Genomic DNA, 24432 nt, shown 5'->3' on the forward strand with positions numbered 1-24432 from the left:
TACGTTCCCCGCGTGCCCGGTCTCCGTTCCGCCCTCACCCGCCTCCTCGCGATCGGCGGTCGCGCGGCGCTGCGCGAGCTCGAACGCCAGACCGCCGCGCCCCGGCGGACACCCACCTCCGCCGACGCCGGTCGTGAACGTCCCCGTCCGCGTCGCGGCGGTGCCGCGGTGGCCTCCGGCGGGGTGGCGATCGAGTACGCGCCCCGCGCGGACGGTCGCCCCGACCCGGGCGAGGTCGTCTGGGCGTGGGTGCCCTTCGAGGAGATGGACGGGCGCGGCAAGGACCGCCCGGTGCTCGTCGTCGGCCGCTCCGGCGACGACCTCGTCGGGCTGATGATGACGAGCAAGGACCACCACGACGGGAGGGACCGGGACCCCGCGGACGGCCGGGTCTGGATCGACGTCGGCTCCGGCCCCTGGGACCGCCAGGGCCGCCCCAGCGAGGTCCGCGTCGACCGCGTGCTGACCGTCTCCCCGCGCGACGTGCGCCGCGAGGGTTCCGCTCTGGACCGCGCCCGCTTCGACGCCGTCGTCGCCGAAGGCCGCCGCCTCCACGGCTGGTGAGGCCGCCGGGTCGTGGCGTGGATCCCCGACCGACCGCTCCACGCAACCCGCTGGACGGGGACGGGTAGGGTCGATGGCTGTACTGAGCACCACCCCCGCACCACCCCGCCCCACCCCCGCACCACCCCGCCCCACCCCCGCCCCACACGGCAGCAGACCCAGCAGCAGGAGGCACGTCCGATGCAGACGGCAGAGATCCGTCGTCGGTGGCTCGACTTCTTCGAGCGCAAGGGGCACACCATCGTGCCCAGCGCCTCGCTGGTGTCGACCGACCCGAGCCTCATGTTCACCGTCGCCGGGATGGTGCCGTTCATCCCCTACCTCACCGCTCAGGTGCCCGCGCCGTACAAGCGCGCGACGAGCGTGCAGAAGTGCCTGCGGACCCTCGACATCGAGGAGGTCGGCAAGACCACCCGGCACGGCACGTTCTTCCAGATGAACGGCAACTTCTCCTTCGGCGACTACTTCAAGCGCGAGGCCATCACCTTCGCCTGGGAACTGCTGACGACACCCGAGGCCGACGGCGGCCTCGGCTTCGACCCGACGCGGCTGTGGACCACGGTCTACCTCGACGACGACGAGGCGTTCCGGCTGTGGCAGGAGATCGGCATGCCCGCCGAGCGCATCCAGCGCCGCGGCAAGGCCGACAACTACTGGAACACCGGCCAGCCCGGCCCCGGCGGCCCCTGCTCCGAGATCTACTACGACCGCGGTCCCGAGTTCGGCGCCGAGGGCGGCCCCGAGGCCGACGAGGACCGCTACATCGAGATCTGGAACCTCGTCTTCATGCAGTACCAGCTCTCCGCGGTGCGCTCGAAGGTCGACTTCGACGTCGAGGGCGAGCTCCCCGCGAAGAACATCGACACCGGCATGGGGCTCGAACGCGTCGCGTTCCTCAAGCAGGGCGTCGACAACATGTACGAGATCGACGAGGTCCGCCCCGTCCTCGACTACGCGGCGCTCGCGGCCGAGAAGGACTACGGCGCCAACCACGAGGACGACGTCCGCATGCGCGTCGTGGCCGACCACGTCCGCAGCGCCCTCATGCTCATCGGCGACGGCGTCACCCCCGGCAACGAGGGCGCGGGCTACGTGCTGCGTCGCCTGATCCGTCGTGCGGTCCGCGCGATGCGCCTGCTCGGCTTCGAGGACGAGGCGCTGCCGATCCTGCTGCCCGCCTCGATGGAGGTCATGAGCGCCTCCTACCCGGAGCTGCGCACCGACTTCGACCGGATCTCGAAGGTCGCCTACGCCGAGGAGCAGGCGTTCCGGCGCACCCTCGTCTCCGGCACCGCGATCTTCGAAACGGCTGTGGCGCAGACGAAGGCGGCGGGCGGCTCGACGCTGACCGGCGACCGCGCGTTCCAGCTGCACGACACCTACGGGTTCCCGATCGACCTCACCCTGGAGATGGCGTCCGAGGCCGGCGTCACCGTCGACGAGCCGGGCTTCCGCACGTTGATGGCCGAGCAGGTCGGCCGGGCGAAGGCGGACGCGAAGGCGAAGAAGCTCGGCGGGCTGGACCTGTCGATCTACCGCCAGACGCTGGAGCAGCTGACCGCGCCGGTCACCTTCACCGGCTACGAGCTCGCCGAGGGCGAGGCGCGGATCTCCGTGGTCCTGCAGGGCGGGGTCTCCACGCCGTCCGCCCCGACCGGCAGCGACGTCGAGGTCGTCCTCGACCGCACGCCGTTCTACGCCGAGGGCGGTGGCCAGCTCGCCGACCACGGCACGATCACCACGACCGGTGGCGCCGTCGTCACCGTCACCGACGTGCAGCAGCCCGTCCGCGGGCTCTACGTCCACAAGGGCAGCGTCACCAGCGGTGAGGTCGTCGCGGGGGACGGCGCGCACGCCGTCGTCGACGCGAACCGCCGTCGCGCGGTGAGTCGCGCCCACACCGCGACGCACCTCGTGCACCAGGTCGTGCGCGAGCACCTCGGTGACACCGCCACCCAGGCCGGGTCGCAGAACGCGCCGGGCCGGATGCGCTTCGACTACCACTCCAGCTCCCAGGTCGCGGCGGCCCTCGTGCGCGACATCGAGGGCGTCGTCAACGAACGGGTGGCCGACGACCTCCCCGTGTCTGCGGCGATCATGGACCGGGAGTCGGCGCTGAACTCCGGGGCCATGGCCCTCTTCGGCGAGAAGTACGGCGACAAGGTCCGCGTCGTCTCCATCGGCGAGAACTGGTCCAAGGAACTCTGCGGGGGGACGCACACCCTGACGTCGCAGCAGGTCGGGCTCGTCTCGATCGTCTCGGAGTCCTCCATCGGCTCCGGTGCGCGCCGCATCGAGGCCCTCGTCGGCACCGACGCGTACGCGTTCCTCACGCGCGAGCACCTGCTGGTCAACCAGCTCACCGAGGTCGTCAAGGCGCGGCCGGAGGAACTGGCCGACCGCATCGGTTCGCTGCTGACCCGTCTCGGCGACGCCGAGAAGGAGATCGCGAAGCTGCGCGCGGGCCAGGTCCTCGCGCTCGCCCCGACGATCGCCGCCCACCCCGTCGACAAGTTCGGGGTCCACGTCGTCACCTACGACGCCGGGACGGTCTCGGCCGACGACCTGCGCACGCTCACCCTCGACGTCAGGTCGCGGCTCGGGGACGAACGGCCCACGGTCGTCGCGATCGCGGGGGTCGCCAAGGACCGCCCGGTCGTCGTCGTGGCCACCAACGCCGAGGCGCGCCGCTGGGGCGTCAAGGCCGGTGAACTCGTGCGCGGCGCCGCGCAGACCCTCGGCGGGGGCGGTGGCGGCAAGGACGACCTCGCCCAGGGCGGTGGTCAGGACGCGACCAAGGTCGTGGCCGCGCTGCAGGGGATCGAGGACTTCGTCGGCGCCCGCGTGACCGGCTCGGTCTGAGGGTGCGGCCAGGCGCCCGACTCGCCGTGGACGTCGGGAGCGTCCGGGTCGGCCTCGCGGCGTGCGACCCTGCAGGCGTGATCGCCTCACCCGTGCGGACCCTCGTCCGCGATCCGGAGCGCGACGGCGACGTCGCCGAGATCGCGGCCGAGGCCCGCGCGCGGGCGGCGGTCGAGATCGTCATGGGTCTGCCGCTGTCGATGGACGGGTCACAGGGCCCGGCGGCCTTGCGCGCGCTCGACTACGCGGCCAAGATCGTCCGAGCCGTCCCGGAGGTGCCGGTCCGACTCGTCGACGAGCGGCTGAGCACCGTCGACGCGCACCGGTTGCTGCACGCCGCCGGCAAGAAGGAGAAGCAGTTCCGCGCGGTGGTCGACCAGGCCGCCGCGGTGGTGCTGCTGCAGTCAGCGTTGGACGCCGAGCGTGCAGGTCACGCGCCCGGACGGGTGATGGAAGGACCGAAGGGGCGCCGCAAGGCCCGCCACCGCGGGCACGGTGTGACCTCTGAGGGTCAGCAGGCCGCGGAAGGACAGGCACGTCCCGACGCCACGGAGGGCAGGGGCTCATGATGGACCTGATGGATCTTCCCGACACCCGCTCGGACGGGTCACGGCGGCGACGCCGCCTCCGCCGCCGACGCGCGCTCGTCGCGATCGTCGCGGCGCTGGCCGTCATCGGGGGCGGGACGTGGGCGGCCTGGGGCACCCTCGGACCGGTCGTGGCCCACTTCACCGAGAGCGGCGACTGGGACGGCTCGGGCACCGGGAGCGTCGACGTCAAGGTCGCCAGCGGCGACACCGGCCGGGCCATCGGCCGCACCCTCGTCGACGCGGGCGTGGTGAAGACCCAGAACGCGTTCGTGTCCGCTGCGCAGGCCCAGCCGAAGTTCTCCGGGATCCAGCCCGGCACCTACCGGCTGAAGGAGCACATGTCCGGCACCGCCGCCGTCGCGCTGATGCTCGACCCGAGCGCCAAGGTCACCACCAAGCTGACGATCCCCGAGGGGCTGCGGGCCGAGCAGGTCTACGCGCTGATCGAGAAGAACACCTCCATCGCCGACGCCGACGTCCGTGCGGCGCTGGCGAACCCGGCCGCGCTCGGTCTGCCGGCGTCCGCGAACGGCAACGTCGAGGGCTACCTCTTCCCCGCGACCTACGACGTCGACCCCGACGAGACCGCCGTGGAACTGCTCACCGCGATGGTCGCCCAGTCGACGAAGGTGATGGCCGACCTCGGCGTCACCCCCGAGCAGATGCACGACGTCGTGGTCGAGGCGAGCATCGCGCAGAAGGAGGCGCGCAGCGCCGAGGACATGACCCGGGTGACGCGCGTCCTCGACAACCGGATGGCGATCGGGATGAACCTGCAGCTGGACTCCACGGTCAGCTACGCGGTGAACTCCTCCAACGTCGTGACGACCACCGCCGAGCAGCGGGCGACCGACTCGCCCTGGAACACCTACCTGCACCCCGGCCTGCCCGCCGGGCCGATCAGCAACCCCGGCGCGGACGCCCTGCGCGCCGCCCTGGCCCCCGCCGACGGCCCGTGGCTGTTCTTCGTGACGGTGAACCTCGAGACGGGTGAGACCCGCTTCGCGACCACCATCGAGGAGCACAACGCCAACGTCGCGCTGTTCCAGCAGTACCTGCGGGAGCACCCGGAGGGCAAGTGACGTCACGATGAGGGCCTCACGATGAAGGCCGCGGTCTGCGGTTCCCCCATCCGGCACTCGCTCTCGCCCGCCCTGCACCGCGCGGCGTACGCGGCGCTCGGGCTGGAGGGGTGGAGCTACGACCTGCTCGAGGTCGACGAGGAGCGGCTGCCGGCCGTGATCGGCGACCTCGACGCCGGCTGGGCCGGGCTCAGCCTCACGATGCCGCTCAAGCAGGCGGTCGTGCCGCTGGTCGACGAGGTCAGCGACTTCGCCCGCGCCGTCGGCTCCGTCAACACCGTCGTCGTCACCCCTCGACTGGACCGGCGCAACACCCCGGGGCGGCGCGGGGTGCGGTTGCGGGCCGAGAACACCGACGTCATCGGTCTGGTGACCGCGCTGGCCGAGGCCGGCGCGTCGCGGATCCGCCGGGGCGTCGTGCTGGGCGGGGGAGCGACTGCGCGGTCCGCCGTCGTGGCCCTGCTGCAGGCCGGTTGTCCCCGACCCGTCGCCGTGGTCAGGTCCCCCGACCGGGCGGCGGAGCTGCGCGGGGTCGCCGCCCGCCTCGGCGGCGAGGTGGAGATCCGCGACTGGTCCGAGCTGGCCGTGGCGTTGTCCGCGGACGTCGTCATCTCGACCGTCCCCATCGGCGGCTCGGACGCGATGACCGACGCCGTCCTCGGTGCCTTCCGCCCGGTGTGGTGGCCGCTGCTGCTCGACGTGGTCTACGCGCCGTGGCCGACCCCCGTCGCGCAACGCTGGGGCGGGGTCGTCGTCGGCGGGTTCGAGATGCTGCTGCACCAGGCCGTCGCCCAGGTGGAGCTGATGACCGGGCGGGACGGGCCGGTGGAGGCCATGCGTGCGGCCGGGTTGGCGGCGTTGGCGGAGCGGGCGCGCGCCTGATCCACCCTCTCGTGGGGATCAGGCACGCCTGTCCTCAGGAGGCGGTGAACCGCGCCTGGGAGAGGTCGACGGTGAGCTGCGCGGTCGGCGGGGTCGTGCGGTCCGGGTCGGTGGTCGCGCTGGCCACGGTCCACACCGCCAGCGTCGCCGGCCCGTCGCCCCAGGCCGCGTCGCGGGCGAAGACGTGCTTGTCGGTCACGGGCCGGTCGACCGCGACGTCCAGGGCCCCGGTCGCGGGGCACGAGGCGCTGCTCTGCTCCGAGGCCGACGCCGCGAGGGCGTCCGACGTCGCCCACCACGACCCACCGGGGGCGGAGTCGCTCGCGCACGAGAGCTGGACGTCGCGACCGGTCGTCGTGGACCAGGTCAGCGCCACCGAGACCGTCCTCGCCGACACGACCACCGACGTTGCCTCCACGCGCACCGCGCCGTCGTCGACGGAGGCGGTGCGGCCCTCGCCGGGCTGGGTGGTGAGGTCGTACGTCCCGAGCTGGGGGAGGTGCGCACCGGCCTGGGCCACCTCGTGCGCCTCGCGGGCCGAGCGGACCAGCAACGACGCGATCGTGACCAGGACGCCGACCGCGACGACGGCCGCGATCCCACCCAGCCACACCAGCGGCCCACCCCGCTGCCGCCGCGTCGTGCCCCGGTCGTCCATCGCCTGCTGACTCACTGCTGTCCCCTCGGGTTCCCTGTCCTGCGTGCGGGCAACAGCTTCCACCCCTCGCCTGGGAGGTGCCGGACGGGGACCGCGGCGGCGCACGTGACCTTCGTCGCGTCCACCGAGGAGGTGCACCACCCGAACGGGCCAGCGTCGTGATCGTCGCTCTCAAGGGGGTCCCCACCCCGACCGATGAGCACAGGGGAGTGCTGGAGGTCAGCGCTCTCCTTCGTCGTGGTCGTGTGTGTGGGGAGCGAGATGGACAACGCTGGTCAGGGCGGACAGCCCTCGGAGGCTTACGTCCCGGTGAACTTCCGACCGGGCGGGGGCGACGGGGTGCCTTCGGCGCGCCCGAACATCAGCGCGCTCCTGAAGCAGCTGGAGAGCGACGAGGCCGTGATCGCCGCGCCGCCCGCTCCCGCTCCCCAGGAGTTCCAGCTGGCGCCCGTGGTGGAGGAGGTGCCCCGGCACTCCTCCGCGCCCCTCGCTGTCCAGCCCGTCGCCCCGGTGCCTGTCGGCGTGCCCGTCGTGGCGCAGCTCGTCCCCGAGGCCCGGACCGAGCACCCCGAACCCGAGGCGCTCGTGACCTCGGGCGGTGACCCCGACCGCGGCGCGACCGTCCGCATCAACGAGGTCCTCATCCGCGCGCTGGAACTGGGGGCCTCCGACGTCCACTTCACCGTCGGGACGCCCCCCTCCGTCCGGGTGTCCGGCGAGGTCGAGCCGATGGACGAGTTCCCGCGGATGACGACGAACGTGCTGCAGGAGATGATCTACGCGATCCTCACCCAGAAGCAGCGCGAGACCTTCGAGGCCAACCTTGAGCTCGACTTCGCCTACCAGGTGCCCGGGCACTCCCGCTTCCGCGTCAACGTCTACCGCCAGCGCGAGTCGACCGGGGCGGCGTTCCGCCAGATCCCCTTCGACATCAAACCCCTCGAGGACCTCGGCGTCCCGCCCGTGGTCGGTTCCTTCGCGAGCCTGCAGCGCGGGTTCGTCCTCGTGACCGGTCCCACCGGTTCCGGGAAGTCGACGACCCTCGCCTCGGTGGTGGACCTCGCGAACCGGACCCGCAAGGACCACATCATGACCGTCGAGGACCCCATCGAGTTCCTGCACCGGCACAAGAGCTGCATCGTCAACCAACGCGAGGTGGGGGAGGACACCAAGTCCTTCGCCAACGCGCTGAAGAGCGTGCTGCGCCAGGACCCCGACATCATCCTCGTCGGCGAGATGCGCGACCTCGAGACGATCTCGGTGGCCCTCACCGCCGCCGAGACCGGTCACCTCGTCTTCGGCACCCTGCACACCTCCAGCGCCGCCTCCACGATCGACCGCGTCATCGACGTCTTCCCGCCCCACCAGCAGACCCAGATCCGCACCCAGTTCGCCGGCGCGATCCAGGGGATCGTCTGCCAGACCCTCTGCAAGCGCGCCGACGGCCGTGGCCGCGTCGTGGCCACCGAGGTGCTCGTCGCCACCCCCGCCATCCGCAACCTCATCCGCGAGGGCAAGACCCACCAGATCGGTTCGGCCATGCAGGCCGGCGCCCAGTTCGGGATGCACACCCTCGACCAGCACCTGGCCGAACTCGTGAAGACCCGTCAGATCACCTTTGAACACGGCCTGGAGAAGTGCTCCGCCGCCGACGAGTTCCGTCGCCTGACCGGGCGCTGAGAGAGGACAGACTGATGGCAACCGCCACCAAGGCGCCGGCGAGGCCCGCTGGGCGCCAGCAGCACTCGACGTTCGAGTACTCCGCGCGTGACCGTGCGGGGAAGCTCGTCAAGGGAACTCTCGAGGCGAACGACTCCCAGGCGGTCGTCCAGCGGCTCGCCTCGCAGGGCATGGCCCCGGTCTCCATCGTGGAGTCGAAGGCCGGCAAGGGCATGCAGATGGAGATCAGCCTCCCCGGCTCGAACCGGGTGAAGCTGAAGGACCTGGCGCTGATGTCCCGACAGTTCGCAACGATGGTCTCCTCGGGACTGTCGCTGCTGAAAGCGCTGTCGATCCTCGCGGAGCAGACGGAGAGCAAGAAGCTCGCGGTGACGTTGCATGAGGTGCGCGGAGAGGTCGAGAGCGGAACATCGCTGTCCACCGCGCTCGCCCGGCACACCAACGTGTTCCCACCCCTGATGATCAACATGGTGCGCGCCGGCGAGGTCGGCGGTTTCCTGGACCAGGTCCTCGTCCAGTTGGCCGAGAACTTCGAGTCCGAGGTGAAGCTCAAGGCCAAGGTCAAGTCGGCCATGACCTACCCGGTCGTGGTGTTCATCATCGCGATCGTCGCCGTGATCGGCATGCTGCTCTTCATCGTCCCGATCTTCGCGAGCATGTTCGACTCCCTCGGTGGCGACCTGCCGCTGCCGACGAAGATCCTCGTAGCGCTGTCCCACGGCCTCCGCGTGGGCGGCCCGGTGATCCTCGTGATCGCGATCGTGGGACCCGTCCTCTGGCGGAAGATCAAGAACAAGGACGAAGTCCGCAACGTCGTCGACCCGATCAAGCTGAAGATGCCGATCTTCGGCCTCCTGGCCCAGAAGATCGCCCTCTCCCGGTTCACCCGCAACCTCGGGACGATGCTGCACTCGGGGGTGCCGATCCTGCAGAGCCTCGAGATCGTCGGCAACGCTTCGGGCAACGTCGTCATCGAGCGGGCGTCTAGGGACGTCATGGAAAGCGTGCGCGGTGGTAAGTCGCTGGCCGGTCCGTTGGCCGAGCACGCCGTGTTCCCAGCCATGGTCGTTCAGATGATGAGCGTCGGCGAGGACACCGGTGCACTCGACGCCATGCTGCACAAGATCTCCGACTTCTACGACCAGGAGGTCGAGGCGACGACCGAGGCCCTCACCAGCCTCATCGAGCCCCTGATGATCGCCTTCCTCGGCGGAATCATCGGCGCCATGATCGTCGCCATGTACATGCCCATCTTCGGTGTGTTCAACCTCATCCAGTGACCGGAACACGGCGTTCGGCGTTCGTCGACCAGGGTTTCACCCTGATCGAGCTCCTCGTCGTCATGATCATCATCGGGATCCTGACGGCCATCGCGATCCCGGTGACGATCGCGCAGCGGCAGAAGGCCGTGGAGTCGTCGCTGAAGAGCGATCTGCGGACGGTCGCGGAGTTCGAGGAGAGCTACGCCCACGACGGGCAGGACTACCTGGCGGTCGCGAAGACCCAGACGCCTGACATCGCGGGCAAGGTCTCGCTCTCCCCGGGCAACTCCGTGGAGGTGACGCTGAACGGTGCTTCGACGGCCTACTGCATCGTCGTGAGCAACCCGAAGACCCCGAAGGCCTGGGTCTTCGTCTCCACTCAGGGTGGCCAGCAGACGGCCGGCGTCCAGGTCTGTCCCACCTCCTTCTGAGTCGACCAAACGGTCCGTGAGTGTTCGTTGCTCACGGACCGTTCGCATGCGCGCGTTCGCCCGTTGATCCTTCCGGGTGATCACGTGACCGAGGGGCTCAAGGACCTTCTCGCCCGCACCGAAGAACTACTTGTCAGAGCCGCCACACCGGAAAGCCGGTGCGCGACCCGCGAGCGGCTCCGGAACTACCCGAAGGGGAGCATCGACATGCTCGCTCGCATCCGCAAGTCCATGAACGAGAAGGACCAGGGCTTCACCCTGATCGAGCTCCTCGTCGTCATGATCATCATCGGCATCCTCGCCGCGATCGCCATCCCGGTCTTCCTGAACCAGCGCAAGAAGGCCGTGGACTCGTCCATCAAGTCGGACCTGAAGACCATCGCCACCGCCGAGGAGACGGCCTACACCGACAAAAACGCCTACGTGGCGGTCGCCGGCGGCACCGGCACCCTGACCATCGGCGACACCGTCAAGGTCAGCTCCGGCAACACCTTCACCGTGAAGCTGGTCGACACGACCGGCTACTGCATCGAGGGTTCTGCGGCCACTGGCAAGGCGACCCAGACCTGGGTCTACAACAGCACCGCTGGTGGTCTGCAGGCCTCCTCCGTCACCGCCTGCGTCTGATCCGATCGCACTGAGGTGGGTGCCGTCCACGGTTCGTGGACGGTACCCACCTTCCGCACGTGAACCTGGCGTCGTCCGACGCCCACCGCCATCGGGAGCTCCAGTGAAACTGCGTCAGGAACGCCGGCGTGACGAGGGTTTCACCCTCATCGAGGTCGTCGTATCGATGCTGATCTTCGCCGTGCTGTCCTCGGCGGTGGTCGGCCTCGTGGTCAAGACCCTCCAGACTACGACGAAGGCGGACAACAAGAGCGCTGCCTCGAACCTCGCGGACGCCAAGAAGGAATACCTGATCGGCACCGACTGGGACAGCGTGGTCAGTGGGAGCAACACGGTCGACGCCGACGGAGACCCCTGGACGAACGCCACCCAGGGTGTCCAGTACACGGTGAAGACCACCGTGGCGCTGGTGCCCAACTCCGACAGCTTCTGTTCCACCAACGGCGCCGAGCTCACCCGCAAGCTCATCCGGGTCGACGTGAGCTGGCCCGGGATGGGCAGCACCGACGCCGTCACCAACAGCACGTTCCGCCGCGTCTACCAGTCCGACTCCGCGTCCCAGCCGGGCGCCGCCGCCTGGCAGGTCAACACGCCTGGATTCTCTCCCACCGGTGCCGTGAGCTACGCGGGCCTGTCTGGCCTGACTGCCAGCGCCTACGACAGTTCCACCGGCGCCCTCGCCGCGACCGGGGTCACCGACTCCAACGGGTGCGTCGTGATGTCGAACCTGGACGCTGGGAAGTACAGCGTGATCGTCAACCAGGCGGACTACGTGGGCCAGGACAACAAGCAGCAGCAGAGCACCGACGTCACGGTTCAGGCCGGCAAGATCTCCGTCCCCGATCCGTTGCGCTACGCGCCGGTCTCCTCGGCGAAGCTCAAGCTGGTCCAGGTCGCGGGCTACAACCCGCCGTCCTCGCTCGCGAGCTGGACCGGGTTCTCCTCGACCCTCTACGCCGACACCATCAGCGGTTACGACCAGCGTTCGGCCTGCGTCGGAGCGGCCAGCGCGCTCAGCACCCCGTGCCTGGGTAGTGACGGGACCATCGGACGCCTGTACCCCAAGGCTTACAGCGGCTGGCTGGGTCTGTGCGCGGATGTCAACGCAGCGTCCACCAAGGCCACCTCCGGCGACTTCACACCACGCTGGACCGCGGCGGACGTACCGACCGTCAATGTCCAGCTCGGGTCGGCGGCATACCAGCTGACGTCGATCCTGACGACGCAGACCTGGGCCGTCACCGCGACCTACACCAACCCGACCGCCTCGTGCACGGGGCAGACGATCTCACTGGGGAACGCCTCGTCCAACTCGGCGTACAAGGTGGGTCTGCCGCTCGGAACGTGGACGATCACCGCTACGTCCGCCACCGGCAAGGTGTCCTCGAAGAACGTCACGGTCACGAGCTCCAGTGCCCCCGTGGTCACGAGCCTCGCGGTGACGTTGTGACGCGGCGGCTGCGTGCGGCCTTCGCACCCGACACGGTGCGCGACGCAGGCTTGACGCTGGTGGAGGTCGTGGTCTCGATGGCCATCGGAGCACTCCTGTTGGCCCTCGTCACCTCGTTCACCGTCAGGGAACTGCGGACCATCGACTACGCCGACAAGCGGGGGACTGCGCAGAACCAGATCGCGACCACGCAGGACTTCATCGCGCAGAAGACGCGGACGATGGTCGCCTACGTGGGTAGCACGCCGCTGGACGACCCCTCTGGCAAGGACATCAACGGCCCGGTCGCCGCGACGACGGAGACTGTGGGGTTCTACAGCTTCGTCACGAGCGTGGACGTCAGCGGGACGTCGGTCGCTCCGGTGGAGGAGGTCTGGCTCTGGGTCCAGACGTCCGGGACGAAGCGCCAGCTGTGCTCGCAGACCAGGGCGCGCACCCGGTCCGCCACGGACAGCGGGAAGCTGGCCGCCCTCTCGCCGGACCTCAACGTGGCCACGAACCGGACCTGCCGCGTGCTCATCGCCGACCTCGCCGTCGTGGACAGCACGCGACCTGTCTTCCAGTACGTGACCGCCGCGTTCGACCCGCTCTCCGGGGTTCCCAGCGGTAACCAGGTCGTCAGCGCGCCGGCGACCGATTCCTCCGCGATGCGCGCCCTGTACGTGAACCTGCGTGTCAACGCCGGCACCGGAGTGCACCCCGTGGTCCTCGAGAAGACCTCGTTGATCCAGCTGCTGAACAAGATTGGACGGAACCCGTGATGCGCAGGTTCGCCCGACGCAGCGATGACGGTTTCACCATGCTGCCCGTGCTCGCGGCCATGGTCCTGGTCATGGGGCTCGTCCTCGTCGGGATCGGCTACGCCGTGGCGGCGCACAAGACCGCTCGCGTCTCCCAGGACAGCAAGGGAGCGGCCTCGGCCGCCCAGGCCGGACTGCAGGACTACATCTCGCGTGTCAACGGCTGCGCCGACTACTACGCGGCGGTGCCGAGCTGCACGACCGTCACGGTCAACCCCGGTCTGCGCACCTCGGCCAGCCAGACCAACGTGGCCGTCGTCCAGGGCAGCTCGGGCACCGACCAGGCGGTGTACTCGCAGCGAGTGCTCGCCTCGCCGGCGGGCACCGTGGCGGCCGGGACGTTCAGCACGTCCATCAGGGTCAAGGTCACCGGTCAGATCGTGAACCAGAACACCGGTGCCGTGCGGGAGAGCCGGACCATCGTCGCCGACCTGAGCCGCGCGGGGTTCCTGGAGTACCTCTACTTCACCGACTACGAGACCTTCAGTCCCGCCAACACGCGCCTGATCAAGACGGCGACCTCCGACACCGCCGACGATTCCTACACGATCAAGGACTACGCGACGGGTGGTTCCTACTCGCTCCAGAAGAACAAGAGCTACGGAATCGCGCAGCCCACGCTGGACCAGCTGACCGCCGGTTGCCAGAGGTACTACTACTCGACCAAATCGGGGGCTACGACCATCCCCGGCCGAGCGAACTTCCCACGCACGGTGACCGGTCCCGGCCTCCCGGCCGCCGGGGTGCAGTACTGGCCGACGACCACGTCCCCGGTCATCGGCTCCCTCGCCAGCTACCAGTGCCTCACCATCAGCTTCAGCGGGAACGACAGCTTCGACGGCAAGGTGCACTCCAACGACGGCATGAGCCTCAGCGGTCCCGTGCTGTTCAAGAAGAACGTCACGACCGGCTGGGCTCCCGGCGCCGGCAACCCCTGGTACGGCGGGAACAATCCGAACCCGGCCGGGCAGGTGCCGGTCCGCGCGTCGACGCTGTCCATGCCCAAGACGACCGACTCCCAGGCCGATGTGGCAGCGAAGAGCGGCTGCGTCTACACCGGACCGACCCAGATCACTTTCCTGGCCAACGGGAAGATGAAGGTCCTGAGCCCCAAGACCCAGGGGACGTCGGTCAACACCGGGTGCGCCATCGGCACGGGGTACATGACGACTGAGCAGACCGTGGCGGGACCGACCAACGGTGTCATCTACGTCCAGAAGACCACCGACGCGGGAACCTGCCTCAGCTGGCAGACGACCAAGGACGACGTCACGAACTACGACAACTCCGGCTGCACCACCGGTGACGCGTTCGTCCAGGGCACCGTGAGCGGCCGGTTCACCGTCGCCGCCCAGCACGACATCGTCATCACGGGGAACATCCTCTACAACGACTGGAGCGTCGGGGCGGACGTCCTCGGGCTGATCGGTACGAACAACGTCGCGGTCTGGCACCCGGTGAACGCGTCGAACCAGAACCTGACGGCCACCGCGAACCTCGAGATCGACGCGGCCATCGCGTCGACGGGCAACAGCTTCACGGTGTTCAACTACAGCGGCGGTGGAACCAAGATGGGGACCCTGACCGTCCGTGGGGTCATCGTGCAGCGGTTCCGTGGACCGGTTGCCACCGGCAGCGGGTCGAGCACCGCCAGCGGTTACGCCAAGGACTACCGCTACGACGACCGGTTGAACAGCAACCCCCCGCCGGCGTTCATCCAGCCCGAGTTCGACGCGTGGGACATCTCCAGCACCACCGTCGTGCAGCAGAGTTCGAACTGATGCCGGCCCTGGTGGCCTTCGCCGGCCTCGTGGGCCTGGCCATCGGCTCGTTCCTCAACGTGGTCATCCACCGCGTACCCCGGGACGAGTCGGTGGTCCACCCGCCGAGCGCCTGCCCACGCTGCGGTCTCGGGATCACCGCGCGGGACAACGTCCCGCTGGTGTCCTGGATCTTCCTGCGCGGACGGTGCCGGGGGTGCGATCTCCCGATCAGCCCACGCTACCCGTTGGTCGAACTCCTCACGGCCCTCCTGTTCGCCGGGGTGACTCTGGTCGTAGGCCTCTCCTGGGCGCTGCCGGCCTACCTCTACCTGGCGGCGGTCGCAGTGGCCTTGGCGGCGATCGACATCGACGTCCAGCGACTACCCGACAAGATCGTCCTTCCCTCCTACGGGGTCGCTCTCGTCCTGCTCGCGGTCGCGAGCCTGGGTGACGGGAACTGGGGAGCACTCGTCCGGGCCGTCGTCGGTGGTCTCGCGCTGTTCCTCCTCTACGCCGTCATGGTGGTCGTCTACCCCCGGGGGATGGGGCTGGGCGACGTGAAGCTCGCCGGGGTCCTGGGTCTGTACCTGGGCTGGTGGGGATGGTCGGCGTTGGCCGTCGGCGCCTTCGGCGCCTTCGTCCTCGGTGGAGCGGGAGCACTGCTCGTGGTCGCGACCAGGCGTTCTGGGCGCGGCACCCGCATCCCCTTCGGTCCGTACATGCTCGCGGCCGCCCTGGCGTCCCTCGTCGTGGCGGCACCCATCGCCGGCTGGTACCTCGACCTCATGGGCATTGCCCCGACCGGGTGAGAGCGATCACCCCGGGTGTCGGAACTGCTCAAGCACATAGCACCACAATCCGATCATCACTGTGAAGCGTGAGCCCGCCGGGCTCCCAGACGAAGGAGGCGACGTGCCCGCTCGCAGCGCGATCGGTCTCGACCTCGGTACCTCGGGTGTCCGTGCCGCCGAGGTCTCCTACGGCCGCGAAGGTATCACCCTCGAGAAGTTCGGGCAGGTCGCGCTCCCCGACGGCGCGGTGCGCGACGGGGAGGTCGTCGACCGCGAAGCGGTCGTCACCCAGCTGAAGGCGCTCTGGAAGGGTAGCGGGTTCACCGGCAAGAAAGTGGCGCTCGGAGTCGCGAACCAGAGGGTCATCGTCCGCCAGATCGACCTGCCGTGGATGCCGCTCGCCGAGCTCAAAGCGGCTCTGCCGCTGCAGGTCCAGGACTACCTCCCGATGCCGGTGGAAGAGTGCGTCATCGACTTCCACCCCACCGAGGAGATCCACGACGGGGACCAGCGCCGTCTGCGCGGCCTGCTCGTGGCCGCGTCGCGCGACATGGTGTTGAACAACGTCGCCGCCGTCGAGGCCGCTGGTCTGCGGGTCACCTCCGTGGACCTCACGTCCTTCGCGGTGTTGCGCAGCGTGGGCAAACCCCACGGGGACGTGGCGACCGAGGCGCTCCTGGACATCGGTGCCCGGGTGTCGAACCTCGTCATCCACTCCGCGGGACAGCCTCGTTTCGTCCGCGTACTGCTGAGCGGTGGCCAGGACGTCACCGATGCGATCGCCGAACGTCTGGGGCTGCCAGCACAGATCGCCGAGGCCGTGAAGCGAGGTGGCACCGAGGAGCTGACGCAGAGCGAGCTGGGCATGGTCCAGAGCGCGGTCGACCTCATGCTCGAGGTCTTCGTCGACGACATCCGCAGCTCGCTGGACTACTACGCGGCCTCCAACGCCGGGTTTCCGATCGAGCGCATCGTCATCTCTGGCGGTGGTTCGCTGATGGCCGGCGTGTGCGAACGGCTCGAGGCGGCGACCCGCAAGAAGGTCGTGTGGGCCAACCCGATTGAGGGGCTGCACCTGGGGCGCACCGGTCTCGACGAACAGCAGCTGTCCACCGTCCAGCCTCTGGCCGCAGTTCCCGTCGGCCTCGCCCTCGGAGTGATCTCATGAGTTTTCAGACGCTGGAGGCGGTGGCCTCCCGGACGCGGCCCGTCCGGGTCAACCTGCTCCCCACCGGTTTCGACAAGCCCCGCAGGGAGCGTCGACTCCGGATCGGCCTCGGGATCACCCTGCTGGCCGTCGTCGCTGCGAGCGGTGCCGGCTACTACATCACGTTGGGGCACGTCGGAGACGCGAACTCGCGCCTCGAGACGGCTCAGTTCCAGACAGCGGAACTGCAGCGGGCCCAGCAGCCGTACGCCGAGGTTCCGAAGATCCTGGCGCGGGTCAAGGCGGTCCAGGATGTGCGCGACCAGGTCTCCGCGTCGGACGTGCCGTACTACGCGATGCTCGACCGCCTCGCGACCGCAGCCCCGGCGGACCTCTCGATGTCCACGATCACCTTCGCATCGGCGGCTGCGACCAACGGCTCGGCGTCACCGGCCGCCACGGCGTCGGCCGGGACGGCGGGAACCCTGACCATCTCCGGCAAGGCGTTGTCCATGGACACGATCGCGGCCTGGATGGACAGCATCGACGCGGTGCCGGGTTTCGCAGGTGCTGCGATCAGCGACGCCAATCGCGACGACCAGGGCGTCATCACCTTCAACGCGACCGTGACGCTGACCAGCGCCGCCTTGTCGTCCAACCAGTGATCAGCCCCAGGAGAGGAGGACCGACGACATGACCAGTTCCAAGAACACTGCCTGGATCGCCGGCACCGGCGTTCTCGCGGTGCTGATCCTGGTGGCCAGCTACTTCCTCCTGATCGCCCCGAAGCGTGCGGAAGCGGCGGACACCGTCGCCCAGGCTGCCGGCGTCGAGCAGGGCAACGAGACCCTCGCGGCGGAGACGGAACGCCTGAAGGCGCAGTTCGCCACCCTCGACGACCAGCGCGCCCAGCTGGCCGAGATCCAGGCGGAACTCCCGGCGGAGTCCGAGGTTCCGGCGTTGATCCGTCAGTTCTCCGTCTACGCGGCGGGTGCCGGCGTGAGCGTCAAGACCATCGCGCCGGGAACTCTCACCGCCTACGCCGGTGACGGCACCACCGCGACGACGACCACCGGGACGACGGCCAGCGGTACGAACGGCGGGATCTCCGTCATGCCGATCAGCGTGACCGTCGAGGGTTCCTTCGCCGGTACCGAGCTCTTCGTCAAGAACCTGCAGGCAGACATGCACCGGTACATCCTTGTCGACGGCGTCGCGCTGGTCGACGAGGACACCACCCTCGCCACCACCATCACCGGCAGCATCTTCGTCCTCGCCGACGACGCCACGGTCACCAGCACCGCGTCCACCGGTACTGACGCCACCACGCCCGCCACCAGCGCTGCGGCGACCTCCACCGGGACGGTGAACTGATGTCCGAGCAGATCCCGCAGGGGGACTTCTCCCCGGGTTTCGACGAGATCCCCTCCCGCCGCGGCCTCGACGGCCGCGTTGTGCGAGCCCTCCTGGCCGGGGCGGCCGGTGTCGCCGTCCTCGGCGCCTTCACCGGAGGCTATCTCTGGGTGAGCAGCAACCCCGGTGCCGACACCGCGAGCGCGGTGACGCCAGGCATCGCCACCGCGTCGACACCGTCCGGGACGTCCACCACCGGGGTCGGTTCCTTCGGGTTCGCGGGGCGAGACGTCTTCGACGGTTCGTTCCTGCCCCAGGACACCTCCGGTGTCGTCTCGACGTCCGCTTCGGTCAACAACTCGGCGTCCGGAACCGAAGGGACCACGGTCGGCGTCGGTACTACCGGCAAGACGTCGTCGACCACGACGGGTTCTGGCGCCAAGCCGACGACCAAGCCGACGACCAAACCGACGACCGAGCCGACGACCGATCCGAGCACGACGCCCGCTCCGGTCACCACGGGGCCGGCCCCGGTCACGACGGCGCCGGCCCCGGTGAAGTCGGTCGCGGCGCCCTGGCAGAAGGGTGTCGTGGAGTTCGACTCCTTCGTCGACAACTCCTCTTCCGGGAAGTTCGTCCTCGACGCCGCCGGGATCAGCCCGGTGTCCGTACGAGTCGCCGCAGGCTCGCTCTTGCCTTCGACGTCCAGCGCCTTCCGTCCCGCCGGTAAGAAGACCGACCGGGCCATGACCGAGGACGAGACCGCTGTCTGCAGGGCGTTCGTGAAGTCCGCCTCGGCGGTCGACGCGGAGCAGCGGAACCGTGAGACCGAGAACTGCAAGATCATCAGCGACTTCGTCCTGCAGGCCGTCTTCGTGCCGAGCGGCCAGCTGGCGCTCGCCTCCGGGTCCGAGAGCTCCGGTTGGGTCGTCCCCGTCGGCAAGCGGGTGCCCGATGCCGTCATGGGCAAGGTCACGGGGACGGTGCGCTGGCTCGGAACGCGCGGCGACTCCTACCTGATCCAGGTGGACGACGAGAATCCGCAGTGGGTCAAGGAGAACACCGCGGTGGCCGGCACGCCTCTGACGTTCCAGACCAAGGAACTGAAGGAGATCGGCCGGACGGACGTCGTGTCGTTCAGCGACGGCGTCAACCAGTACTTCACCATCCTCGGCGGCGGCGAGGGGGCCGGCGTCACGTTCTGACGCCGGCACCCACTCGAGCCACTCCACCCACTCGGAGCCCTCCATGATGCGCAAGCCCCACGCCGTCGCCCGGCGCGCCGCGGCCGCGGTCGTCCTCGCCGGCCTCGTCGGTGGCGCGGCTGCCGGTGCCGCCGACGCCTCGCCGATCCGGTTCGCCGCCACCTACGGCGTCGACCGGTACCAGACGTCCGCTTTCGCGGACGGCAACCCCACCGCCACGGCCTTCCTGGTCTCCGGCGACAACTACCCCGACGGTCTCGCTGCCGGGGCGGTCGCCGGGGCCGTCGGCGGGAACGTCTACCTCGTGCAGAAGAATTCGATCCCGCAGTCCGTCCGGGATCGCATCGTCTACGCGCAGCGGATCGTGCTCGTCGGCAGCGAGGCCTCGGTCGGCAGTGACGTCATGTCGTGGTTGCAGCAGAACACCAAGGCCCAACTGTCCCGCGCCCAGGGTCTGGACCGGTTCGACACGGCGGCCGATCTGTCGAAGCAGTTCTTCCCGCTGGCCGCGGGCACCGCCGCCGACCCGGTGAGCAACGTCGTCATCGCGACCGGGTGGGACTACCCGGACGCCTTGACCGGTAGCGCCGCCGCGGCCCACGAGACGTCACCGCTGCTGTTGGTGCAGCGTGATACCGTCCCGGCTTCAGTCGTCGCCGAACTCCAGCGGCTCAAACCGAAGGCGATCACGGTCGTCGGTGGTTCCGAGCGGGTGTCCGATACCGTCCTCGCGCAGCTGAAGACCTACACCGCCGGCTCCGTGGACCGGGTCGCGGGTTCGGACCGCTACCAGACGGCGGACCGGGTCAGCGCCCGGTTCTTCCCCGCCGCGGCCAACGTCACGCTCGTCTCCGGCCAGACCTACGCGGACGCGTTGTCCGCGGGAGCCTCGGCCGGCCGGAGCGGGGGGCCACTGCTGCTGACCGCAGAGGACTGCCTGACCGAGGCGACCAACGTCGAGATCGAACGCCTCCAGGCCACGGTCGACGAGACGGACGCGTCCCTGAGTTCGTTCGGCTACACCGACCGGATCAGTGAGTCCGCCAACAAGCGTACGAACTGCCAGCCGACCGGGACCGCGCCGAAGACCTACCTGGACGACCTCACCTACGTCGAGGGCAGCGCGCGCTACCGGATCGACCACGCCACCATCGCGGGGCACTTCTACCCGCGATCGACGGCGTTCGACACTGACCCGCGTCACCAGGCGCCGGACACGCAGTACCCCAACGCCGACTACGGCAGCTGGACGCTCGGCGGCAAGTACTCCCGCTTCAGCACGGTCGCAGGCATCGCCGATGAGAACACCAGCGGCATCAGCTCGATTGTCCGCGTGTACGGCGACGAGCAGTTGCTCGGCGAGGTCTCGGTGTCCCGGGGCAAGCCGGCGACGCTCGACGTCGATGTGCGCGGCGTCAGCCGGATCAAGGTCACGACGACCACCACCGGGGGCAAGACCCCTCCCACCACGGCCCGGGCGAACTACGTCTACCTCGGCGACGCGGCTGTCAACTGAAGACCGTCGCTCGAAGGCCCGTACCCCACCGGGGTGCGGGCCTTCTGCGTGAGCCCGCCTAGGATCGGTGTGTCCGCTCGTCCGCAGACCACCGCAGGAGCCGTCCGTGATCGTTCTCGTCGGCTTCATGGGCGCCGGCAAGACCACCGTCGGCTGGTTGCTGGCCGATCGCCTCGGGCTCCCGTTCGTCGACACCGACCTCGTGATCGAGGATCGGGAGCGCCGGCCCATTCCGGAGATCTTCGAGAGGGACGGCGAGACCGCGTTCCGCGACGTCGAGCAGTCCGTCGTTGCCGACGTGCTGGCCGGCCCGGAAGCTGTGGTGTCCCTCGGTGGCGGAGCGTGCGGCCGTGCGGGCACCCGCGTGGTCCTCGGTGCTCACACCGTCGTGCACCTCGACGTCTCCTTCGAGGAGGCGAAGCAACGCACCGCGGGGGACGCCGACCGTCCCATGCTGCACCGTCCCGGTCTGGCTGAGCTCCACGCGTCCCGGCGCGAGGTGTTCGACGACCTCGCCGACGTCAGCGTCGGCACCGACGGGCGCCGCGCCGAGGCCATCGTCCTCGAGGTCCTCGACGGAGTGACCGGCCACGACGGTGTCCTCGTCGCGCCACCTGGTGGTACCTACCGGGTGCATGTCCGGGCCGGTCTGCTGGCCGGAGTCGGCGCGCAACTACCCACCGTGGGGATGGTCCTCGTCGTGGCGCGGGCAGGGGACCCCTCGCTGAGCTTGCTGACGGCGGGGATGTCGGGTGCGGTCCACGTCGAGGAACTGCCGGTCGGCCCCGTGAAGGACCTCGCGACCTACGGTCGCCTCGCGTTGTGCGCCGCGGAGATCGCGCTGCACCCCGACGACCTCGTCATCGCGATCGGTGACGAGGCCGTCGTCGATGTCGCTGGATTCCTCGCCGCAACCTACAACCGTGGTATCCGCTGGGCCGTCGTGCCCCGGTCGTTGGAAACCCTCGTCGACTCCTCGCTCGGGGGGGAGGTCGCTCTGGACCTCCCGCAGGCGCGCGACCTGCTCGGCGCGGTGCACCAGCCCATCGCGGTGTTCAGCGATCCGGAGGGGATCTCTCCGGTCACCGATCCGAGGTTCGGGGCCGGTCTCGCGGAGGCCGTCAAAACAGCGCTCGTCGCCGACCCCGGGGACCTGGAGCTCGCGGTCACCTCCGCCCCGGCCGTGCTGGCCGGGGACGTCGGTGCCGTGGCGGCCCTGGTCCGAAGGGCGGTCGCGACCAAAGCCAGGATCGTCACGGCCGACGAGCGGGAGGCGGCCGGTCGGTTGCACCTGAACTACGGCCACACGTTCTCCCACGCGTTCGAGCAAGTGCTCGAGCGGGACGGAGAAGCCCTGCCGCTCGGGCTGATGGCCGCTGCCCAACTGGCGCGCCGGCTCGGTTTGCTCGACGACGCCGGAGTGGAACTGCACCGGACGGCGCTGCGCGCGTTCGGGTTGCCGACGGCACACCGGTTCACTCTGGCTGAGCTGATGCCGCTCTGGCTGCGCGACAATAAGTTCAAGAACGGAGTCCGGTTCGTGCTGTTGCACGGCCCGGGCCGCCCCGAGGCGGGGGTTCCCGCCGACGACGACGCACTGACCGGTGCGCTCGACGACCTCGCGGAGGACAGATGACCACCACACCAGAACCCGTCCGGATCACCGTCCCCGGCGAGTCGCCCTACGACGTCCTCATCGGTCGCGGTCTCCTCGGAGAACTCCGCGGTCTGCTCGGACCGAAGGTCGCCAAGGTCCTCGTCGTCCACCCGCGCGCGTTGCGCTCCACCGGCGAGGCGGTCCGGGACGACCTCGTCGGTCAGGGGCTCGAAGCGATTCTCGCGGAAGTTCCCGACGGCGAGGAGGCCAAGTCGGCCGAGGTCGCCGCCTTCTGCTGGACGGTCCTCGGTCAGTCCGACTTCACCCGGTCCGACGCGGTCGTGGGGGTCGGCGGAGGCGCGGTCACGGACCTGGCGGGTTTCGTGGCCGCGACCTGGTTGCGCGGAGTTCGGGTGGTGCAGGTTCCGACCACCCTGCTGGCGATGGTCGATGCCGCCGTCGGCGGGAAGACCGGGATCAACACCGCCGAGGGCAAGAACCTCGTCGGCTCGTTCCACCCGCCGGTCGGTGTGCTGTGCGACCTCGATGCCCTGGACACGTTGCCGCCCCACGACCTCCGCGCCGGACTGGCCGAAGTCGTCAAGTGCGGCTTCATCGCCGATCCGCGGATCCTCGAGCTCATCGAGGAGGACGTCGCCGCGGCCACCGATCCCCACTCGCCCGTCCTCGCCGAACTCGTCGAACGCGCCGTCCGGGTCAAGGCCCACGTCGTGGGGGAGGACCTCAAGGAATCCGACCTCCGGGAGATCCTCAACTACGGTCACACGTTCGCCCACGCCGTGGAACTCGTGGAGCGCTACCAGTGGAGGCACGGCGCGGCGGTCAGTGTCGGTCTCTGCTACGTCGCGGAGCTCGCCCGGATGGCGGGCCGGCTCACCGACAGCGACGCGGACCGGCACAAGGCGGTTCTCGAACGCCTGGGCCTGCCGACGAGCTACCGGGGCGACCGCTGGCCGCAGTTGCTGGACGCGATGAAGAGGGACAAGAAGTCGCGCGGGGCACTGCTGCGTTTCGTCGTCCTCGACGGGATCGGCAAACCTTCGCGGCTGGAGGGCCCGGATCCCGCGATGCTGCAAGCGGCCTACGCCGAGATCAGCTCGTCCTGATCCGGTACGCGACCTGGCGGCCCACTCGTGGGCGCCACCCGGTGAGCAGCACCAACAGGACGAGCAGTGGGACGGTTTGCAGGGCGGCGACGACCCACCACGCGTTGGACAACCACCTGGCGTCGTAGAGCACGAACACGGTGACCATCGTCAGCCAGGGACCACGATTGCTGCGGCGCAGAACGTCCACGGCGAGGCAGGCCACGGTGACCGTGGCGAAGTAGTAGTTCCAGGCCTGCGGGTCGAGGGCGACCCGACCGGCCACCGTGGCGAAGGGGACCAGGTGCGGCTGCCCCCGGAGGACGGCCAGCGAACCAAGCGTCAGCACTAGGACGAACTGCAGTGGTCGGACCCAGCCGGGGAAGGGGTCGCCGCCCAGACCCAGCAGAGCCAACGGGGAGATCCACCAGACGTCCAGCCGGGCAGCCGCGAGCGCGGACAGCGTTCCGGGTGCGCCGAGCAGGAATGGTGCCCAGCAGGCAGCGGCGACGAACGCCGCGGTCGCGACCCGCAGGCATCGGACCAGTACCGGAGCTGACCAGAGGACAGCGAGGGGGAGCAGACCGACTGCCCAGGGCTTTCCGGCCGCAGCGAGGCCGAGTAGCCCCGCTGAGAGCCAGGGGATCCATTGCCCATCGCGCGTCCGCGACCAGCAGAGGACGAGGAACGCCACGCCCAGGGCGAGGACGTCCTCGGGATGGCTGAACTCCGCGGCGATGCGCCACCAGTAGATGGCCGCGAATGCCCCACCCGACAAGACCGTCAGGGAGGTCATCGGATCGGGTGGCCCGCCAGCTCGTCGGGCCCGCTCTAGGACGTAGCAGAGCAACGGCAAACAGGCGCCCAGAACGGTGACTGCCGTCCAGCCGCGGACGGCGTCCGGGAGCATCGCCACCGGCACGGCCAGGATGAGGGCGGGGGGACCGATCCACGTGCTGGGCGATGCGATGTACACCCCGAGCGGGGACGTGCCGGTCCGCCCCGTCAAGACCTGCGCGGCGTTGTAGAAGAACGGCCAGTCGCCGGGCATCCCACCGGACGTCCG

General features: G+C 69.6%; 22 protein-coding genes. 20 read left to right on the forward strand and 2 right to left on the reverse strand.

Translation table 11 applies throughout. From position 1 onward, the window contains the following. Nucleotides 1-12 precede the first annotated feature (12 nt). The 5 genes from OG218_RS24790 to OG218_RS24810 all read left to right on the forward strand — a co-directional run bounded on the left by OG218_RS24790 (nucleotide 13) and on the right by OG218_RS24810 (nucleotide 5980). Complete coding sequence (locus tag OG218_RS24790) at nucleotides 13-564, forward strand: type II toxin-antitoxin system PemK/MazF family toxin (protein ID WP_328295881.1); 552 nt, start codon at nucleotides 13-15, stop codon at nucleotides 562-564. A gap of 180 nt (nucleotides 565-744) precedes the next feature. Beyond that, nucleotides 745-3426, forward strand: a complete 2682-nt coding sequence (alaS, locus tag OG218_RS24795) for an alanine--tRNA ligase (RefSeq protein WP_328295882.1) — start codon at nucleotides 745-747, stop codon at nucleotides 3424-3426. Between the two features lie 26 nt (nucleotides 3427-3452). Next, a complete protein-coding gene (gene ruvX / locus OG218_RS24800) occupies nucleotides 3453-3995 on the forward strand; it encodes a Holliday junction resolvase RuvX (RefSeq protein WP_328295883.1) in 543 nt (180 codons plus the stop codon). A gap of 8 nt (nucleotides 3996-4003) precedes the next feature. After that, nucleotides 4004-5098 carry an endolytic transglycosylase MltG gene (mltG, locus tag OG218_RS24805; protein ID WP_328295884.1) on the forward strand — a complete coding sequence of 365 codons (1095 nt, stop codon included), beginning with the start codon at nucleotides 4004-4006 and terminating at the stop codon, nucleotides 5096-5098. Between the two features lie 21 nt (nucleotides 5099-5119). Next, the gene (locus OG218_RS24810; protein ID WP_328295885.1) at nucleotides 5120-5980 is read left to right on the forward strand and encodes a shikimate dehydrogenase; all 861 of its coding nucleotides are present in this window, start codon (nucleotides 5120-5122) and stop codon (nucleotides 5978-5980) included. A gap of 34 nt (nucleotides 5981-6014) precedes the next feature. On the opposite strand, the gene OG218_RS24815 is transcribed toward OG218_RS24810, so the two are convergent. After that, a complete protein-coding gene (locus OG218_RS24815) occupies nucleotides 6015-6653 on the reverse strand; it encodes a hypothetical protein (RefSeq protein ID WP_328295886.1) in 639 nt (212 codons plus the stop codon). Nucleotides 6654-6947: 294 nt separating this feature from the next. Here OG218_RS24815 and OG218_RS24820 point away from each other — a divergent pair, with 294 nt between their 5' ends. From OG218_RS24820 to aroB, 15 genes are all read left to right on the forward strand, one after another. Beyond that, nucleotides 6948-8318 carry a type IV pilus twitching motility protein PilT gene (locus tag OG218_RS24820; RefSeq protein ID WP_328295887.1) on the forward strand — a complete coding sequence of 457 codons (1371 nt, stop codon included), beginning with the start codon at nucleotides 6948-6950 and terminating at the stop codon, nucleotides 8316-8318. 14 nt (nucleotides 8319-8332) lie between these two features. After that, nucleotides 8333-9598, forward strand: a complete 1266-nt coding sequence (locus OG218_RS24825; protein ID WP_328295888.1) for a type II secretion system F family protein — start codon at nucleotides 8333-8335, stop codon at nucleotides 9596-9598. Then, nucleotides 9595-10011 carry a type IV pilin protein gene (locus OG218_RS24830; RefSeq protein WP_328295889.1) on the forward strand — a complete coding sequence of 139 codons (417 nt, stop codon included), beginning with the start codon at nucleotides 9595-9597 and terminating at the stop codon, nucleotides 10009-10011. Before OG218_RS24825 ends, OG218_RS24830 begins: the two co-directional genes overlap by 4 nt. An 84-nt stretch (nucleotides 10012-10095) precedes the next feature. Further along, on the forward strand, nucleotides 10096-10638 hold the full coding sequence (locus OG218_RS24835; RefSeq protein WP_328295890.1) for a type IV pilin protein: 543 nt from the start codon (nucleotides 10096-10098) through the stop codon (nucleotides 10636-10638). 103 nt (nucleotides 10639-10741) lie between these two features. Further along, entirely contained in the window at nucleotides 10742-12088 is a 1347-nt protein-coding gene (locus tag OG218_RS24840; protein WP_328295891.1) for a type IV pilus modification PilV family protein, read from the forward strand. A gap of 35 nt (nucleotides 12089-12123) precedes the next feature. Continuing rightward, nucleotides 12124-12849 carry a prepilin-type N-terminal cleavage/methylation domain-containing protein gene (locus tag OG218_RS24845; protein WP_328295892.1) on the forward strand — a complete coding sequence of 242 codons (726 nt, stop codon included), beginning with the start codon at nucleotides 12124-12126 and terminating at the stop codon, nucleotides 12847-12849. Nucleotides 12850-12887: 38 nt separating this feature from the next. Then, the gene (locus tag OG218_RS24850) at nucleotides 12888-14669 is read left to right on the forward strand and encodes a hypothetical protein (protein ID WP_328295893.1); all 1782 of its coding nucleotides are present in this window, start codon (nucleotides 12888-12890) and stop codon (nucleotides 14667-14669) included. Continuing rightward, complete coding sequence (locus OG218_RS24855; protein WP_328295894.1) at nucleotides 14669-15460, forward strand: prepilin peptidase; 792 nt, start codon at nucleotides 14669-14671, stop codon at nucleotides 15458-15460. Before OG218_RS24850 ends, OG218_RS24855 begins: the two co-directional genes overlap by 1 nt. 103 nt (nucleotides 15461-15563) lie before the next feature. Next, nucleotides 15564-16610, forward strand: coding sequence for a type IV pilus assembly protein PilM (gene pilM / locus OG218_RS24860; RefSeq protein WP_328295895.1), 1047 nt, complete (start codon nucleotides 15564-15566; stop codon nucleotides 16608-16610). Next, complete coding sequence (locus OG218_RS24865) at nucleotides 16607-17254, forward strand: PilN domain-containing protein (RefSeq protein WP_328295896.1); 648 nt, start codon at nucleotides 16607-16609, stop codon at nucleotides 17252-17254. Before pilM ends, OG218_RS24865 begins: the two co-directional genes overlap by 4 nt. Nucleotides 17255-17282: 28 nt before the next feature. Further along, nucleotides 17283-17963, forward strand: a complete 681-nt coding sequence (gene pilO, locus OG218_RS24870) for a type 4a pilus biogenesis protein PilO (protein ID WP_328295897.1) — start codon at nucleotides 17283-17285, stop codon at nucleotides 17961-17963. Continuing rightward, the gene (locus OG218_RS24875) at nucleotides 17963-19147 is read left to right on the forward strand and encodes a hypothetical protein (protein WP_328295898.1); all 1185 of its coding nucleotides are present in this window, start codon (nucleotides 17963-17965) and stop codon (nucleotides 19145-19147) included. Before pilO ends, OG218_RS24875 begins: the two co-directional genes overlap by 1 nt. A 43-nt stretch (nucleotides 19148-19190) precedes the next feature. Continuing rightward, nucleotides 19191-20663, forward strand: a complete 1473-nt coding sequence (locus tag OG218_RS24880; RefSeq protein ID WP_328295899.1) for a cell wall-binding repeat-containing protein — start codon at nucleotides 19191-19193, stop codon at nucleotides 20661-20663. Between the two features lie 106 nt (nucleotides 20664-20769). Then, nucleotides 20770-22299 carry a bifunctional shikimate kinase/3-dehydroquinate synthase gene (locus OG218_RS24885; protein WP_328295900.1) on the forward strand — a complete coding sequence of 510 codons (1530 nt, stop codon included), beginning with the start codon at nucleotides 20770-20772 and terminating at the stop codon, nucleotides 22297-22299. Further along, complete coding sequence (gene aroB / locus OG218_RS24890) at nucleotides 22296-23387, forward strand: 3-dehydroquinate synthase (RefSeq protein ID WP_328295901.1); 1092 nt, start codon at nucleotides 22296-22298, stop codon at nucleotides 23385-23387. Before OG218_RS24885 ends, aroB begins: the two co-directional genes overlap by 4 nt. Here the strand turns inward: aroB and OG218_RS24895 are convergent. Continuing rightward, nucleotides 23374-24417, reverse strand: coding sequence for a hypothetical protein (locus OG218_RS24895; RefSeq protein WP_328295902.1), 1044 nt, complete (start codon nucleotides 24415-24417; stop codon nucleotides 23374-23376). The genes aroB and OG218_RS24895 overlap by 14 nt on opposite strands. Between the last annotated feature and the right edge of the window lie 15 nt (nucleotides 24418-24432).

The organism is Kineococcus sp. NBC_00420, assembly GCF_036021035.1.
Lineage (GTDB): Bacteria > Actinomycetota > Actinomycetes > Actinomycetales > Kineococcaceae > Kineococcus.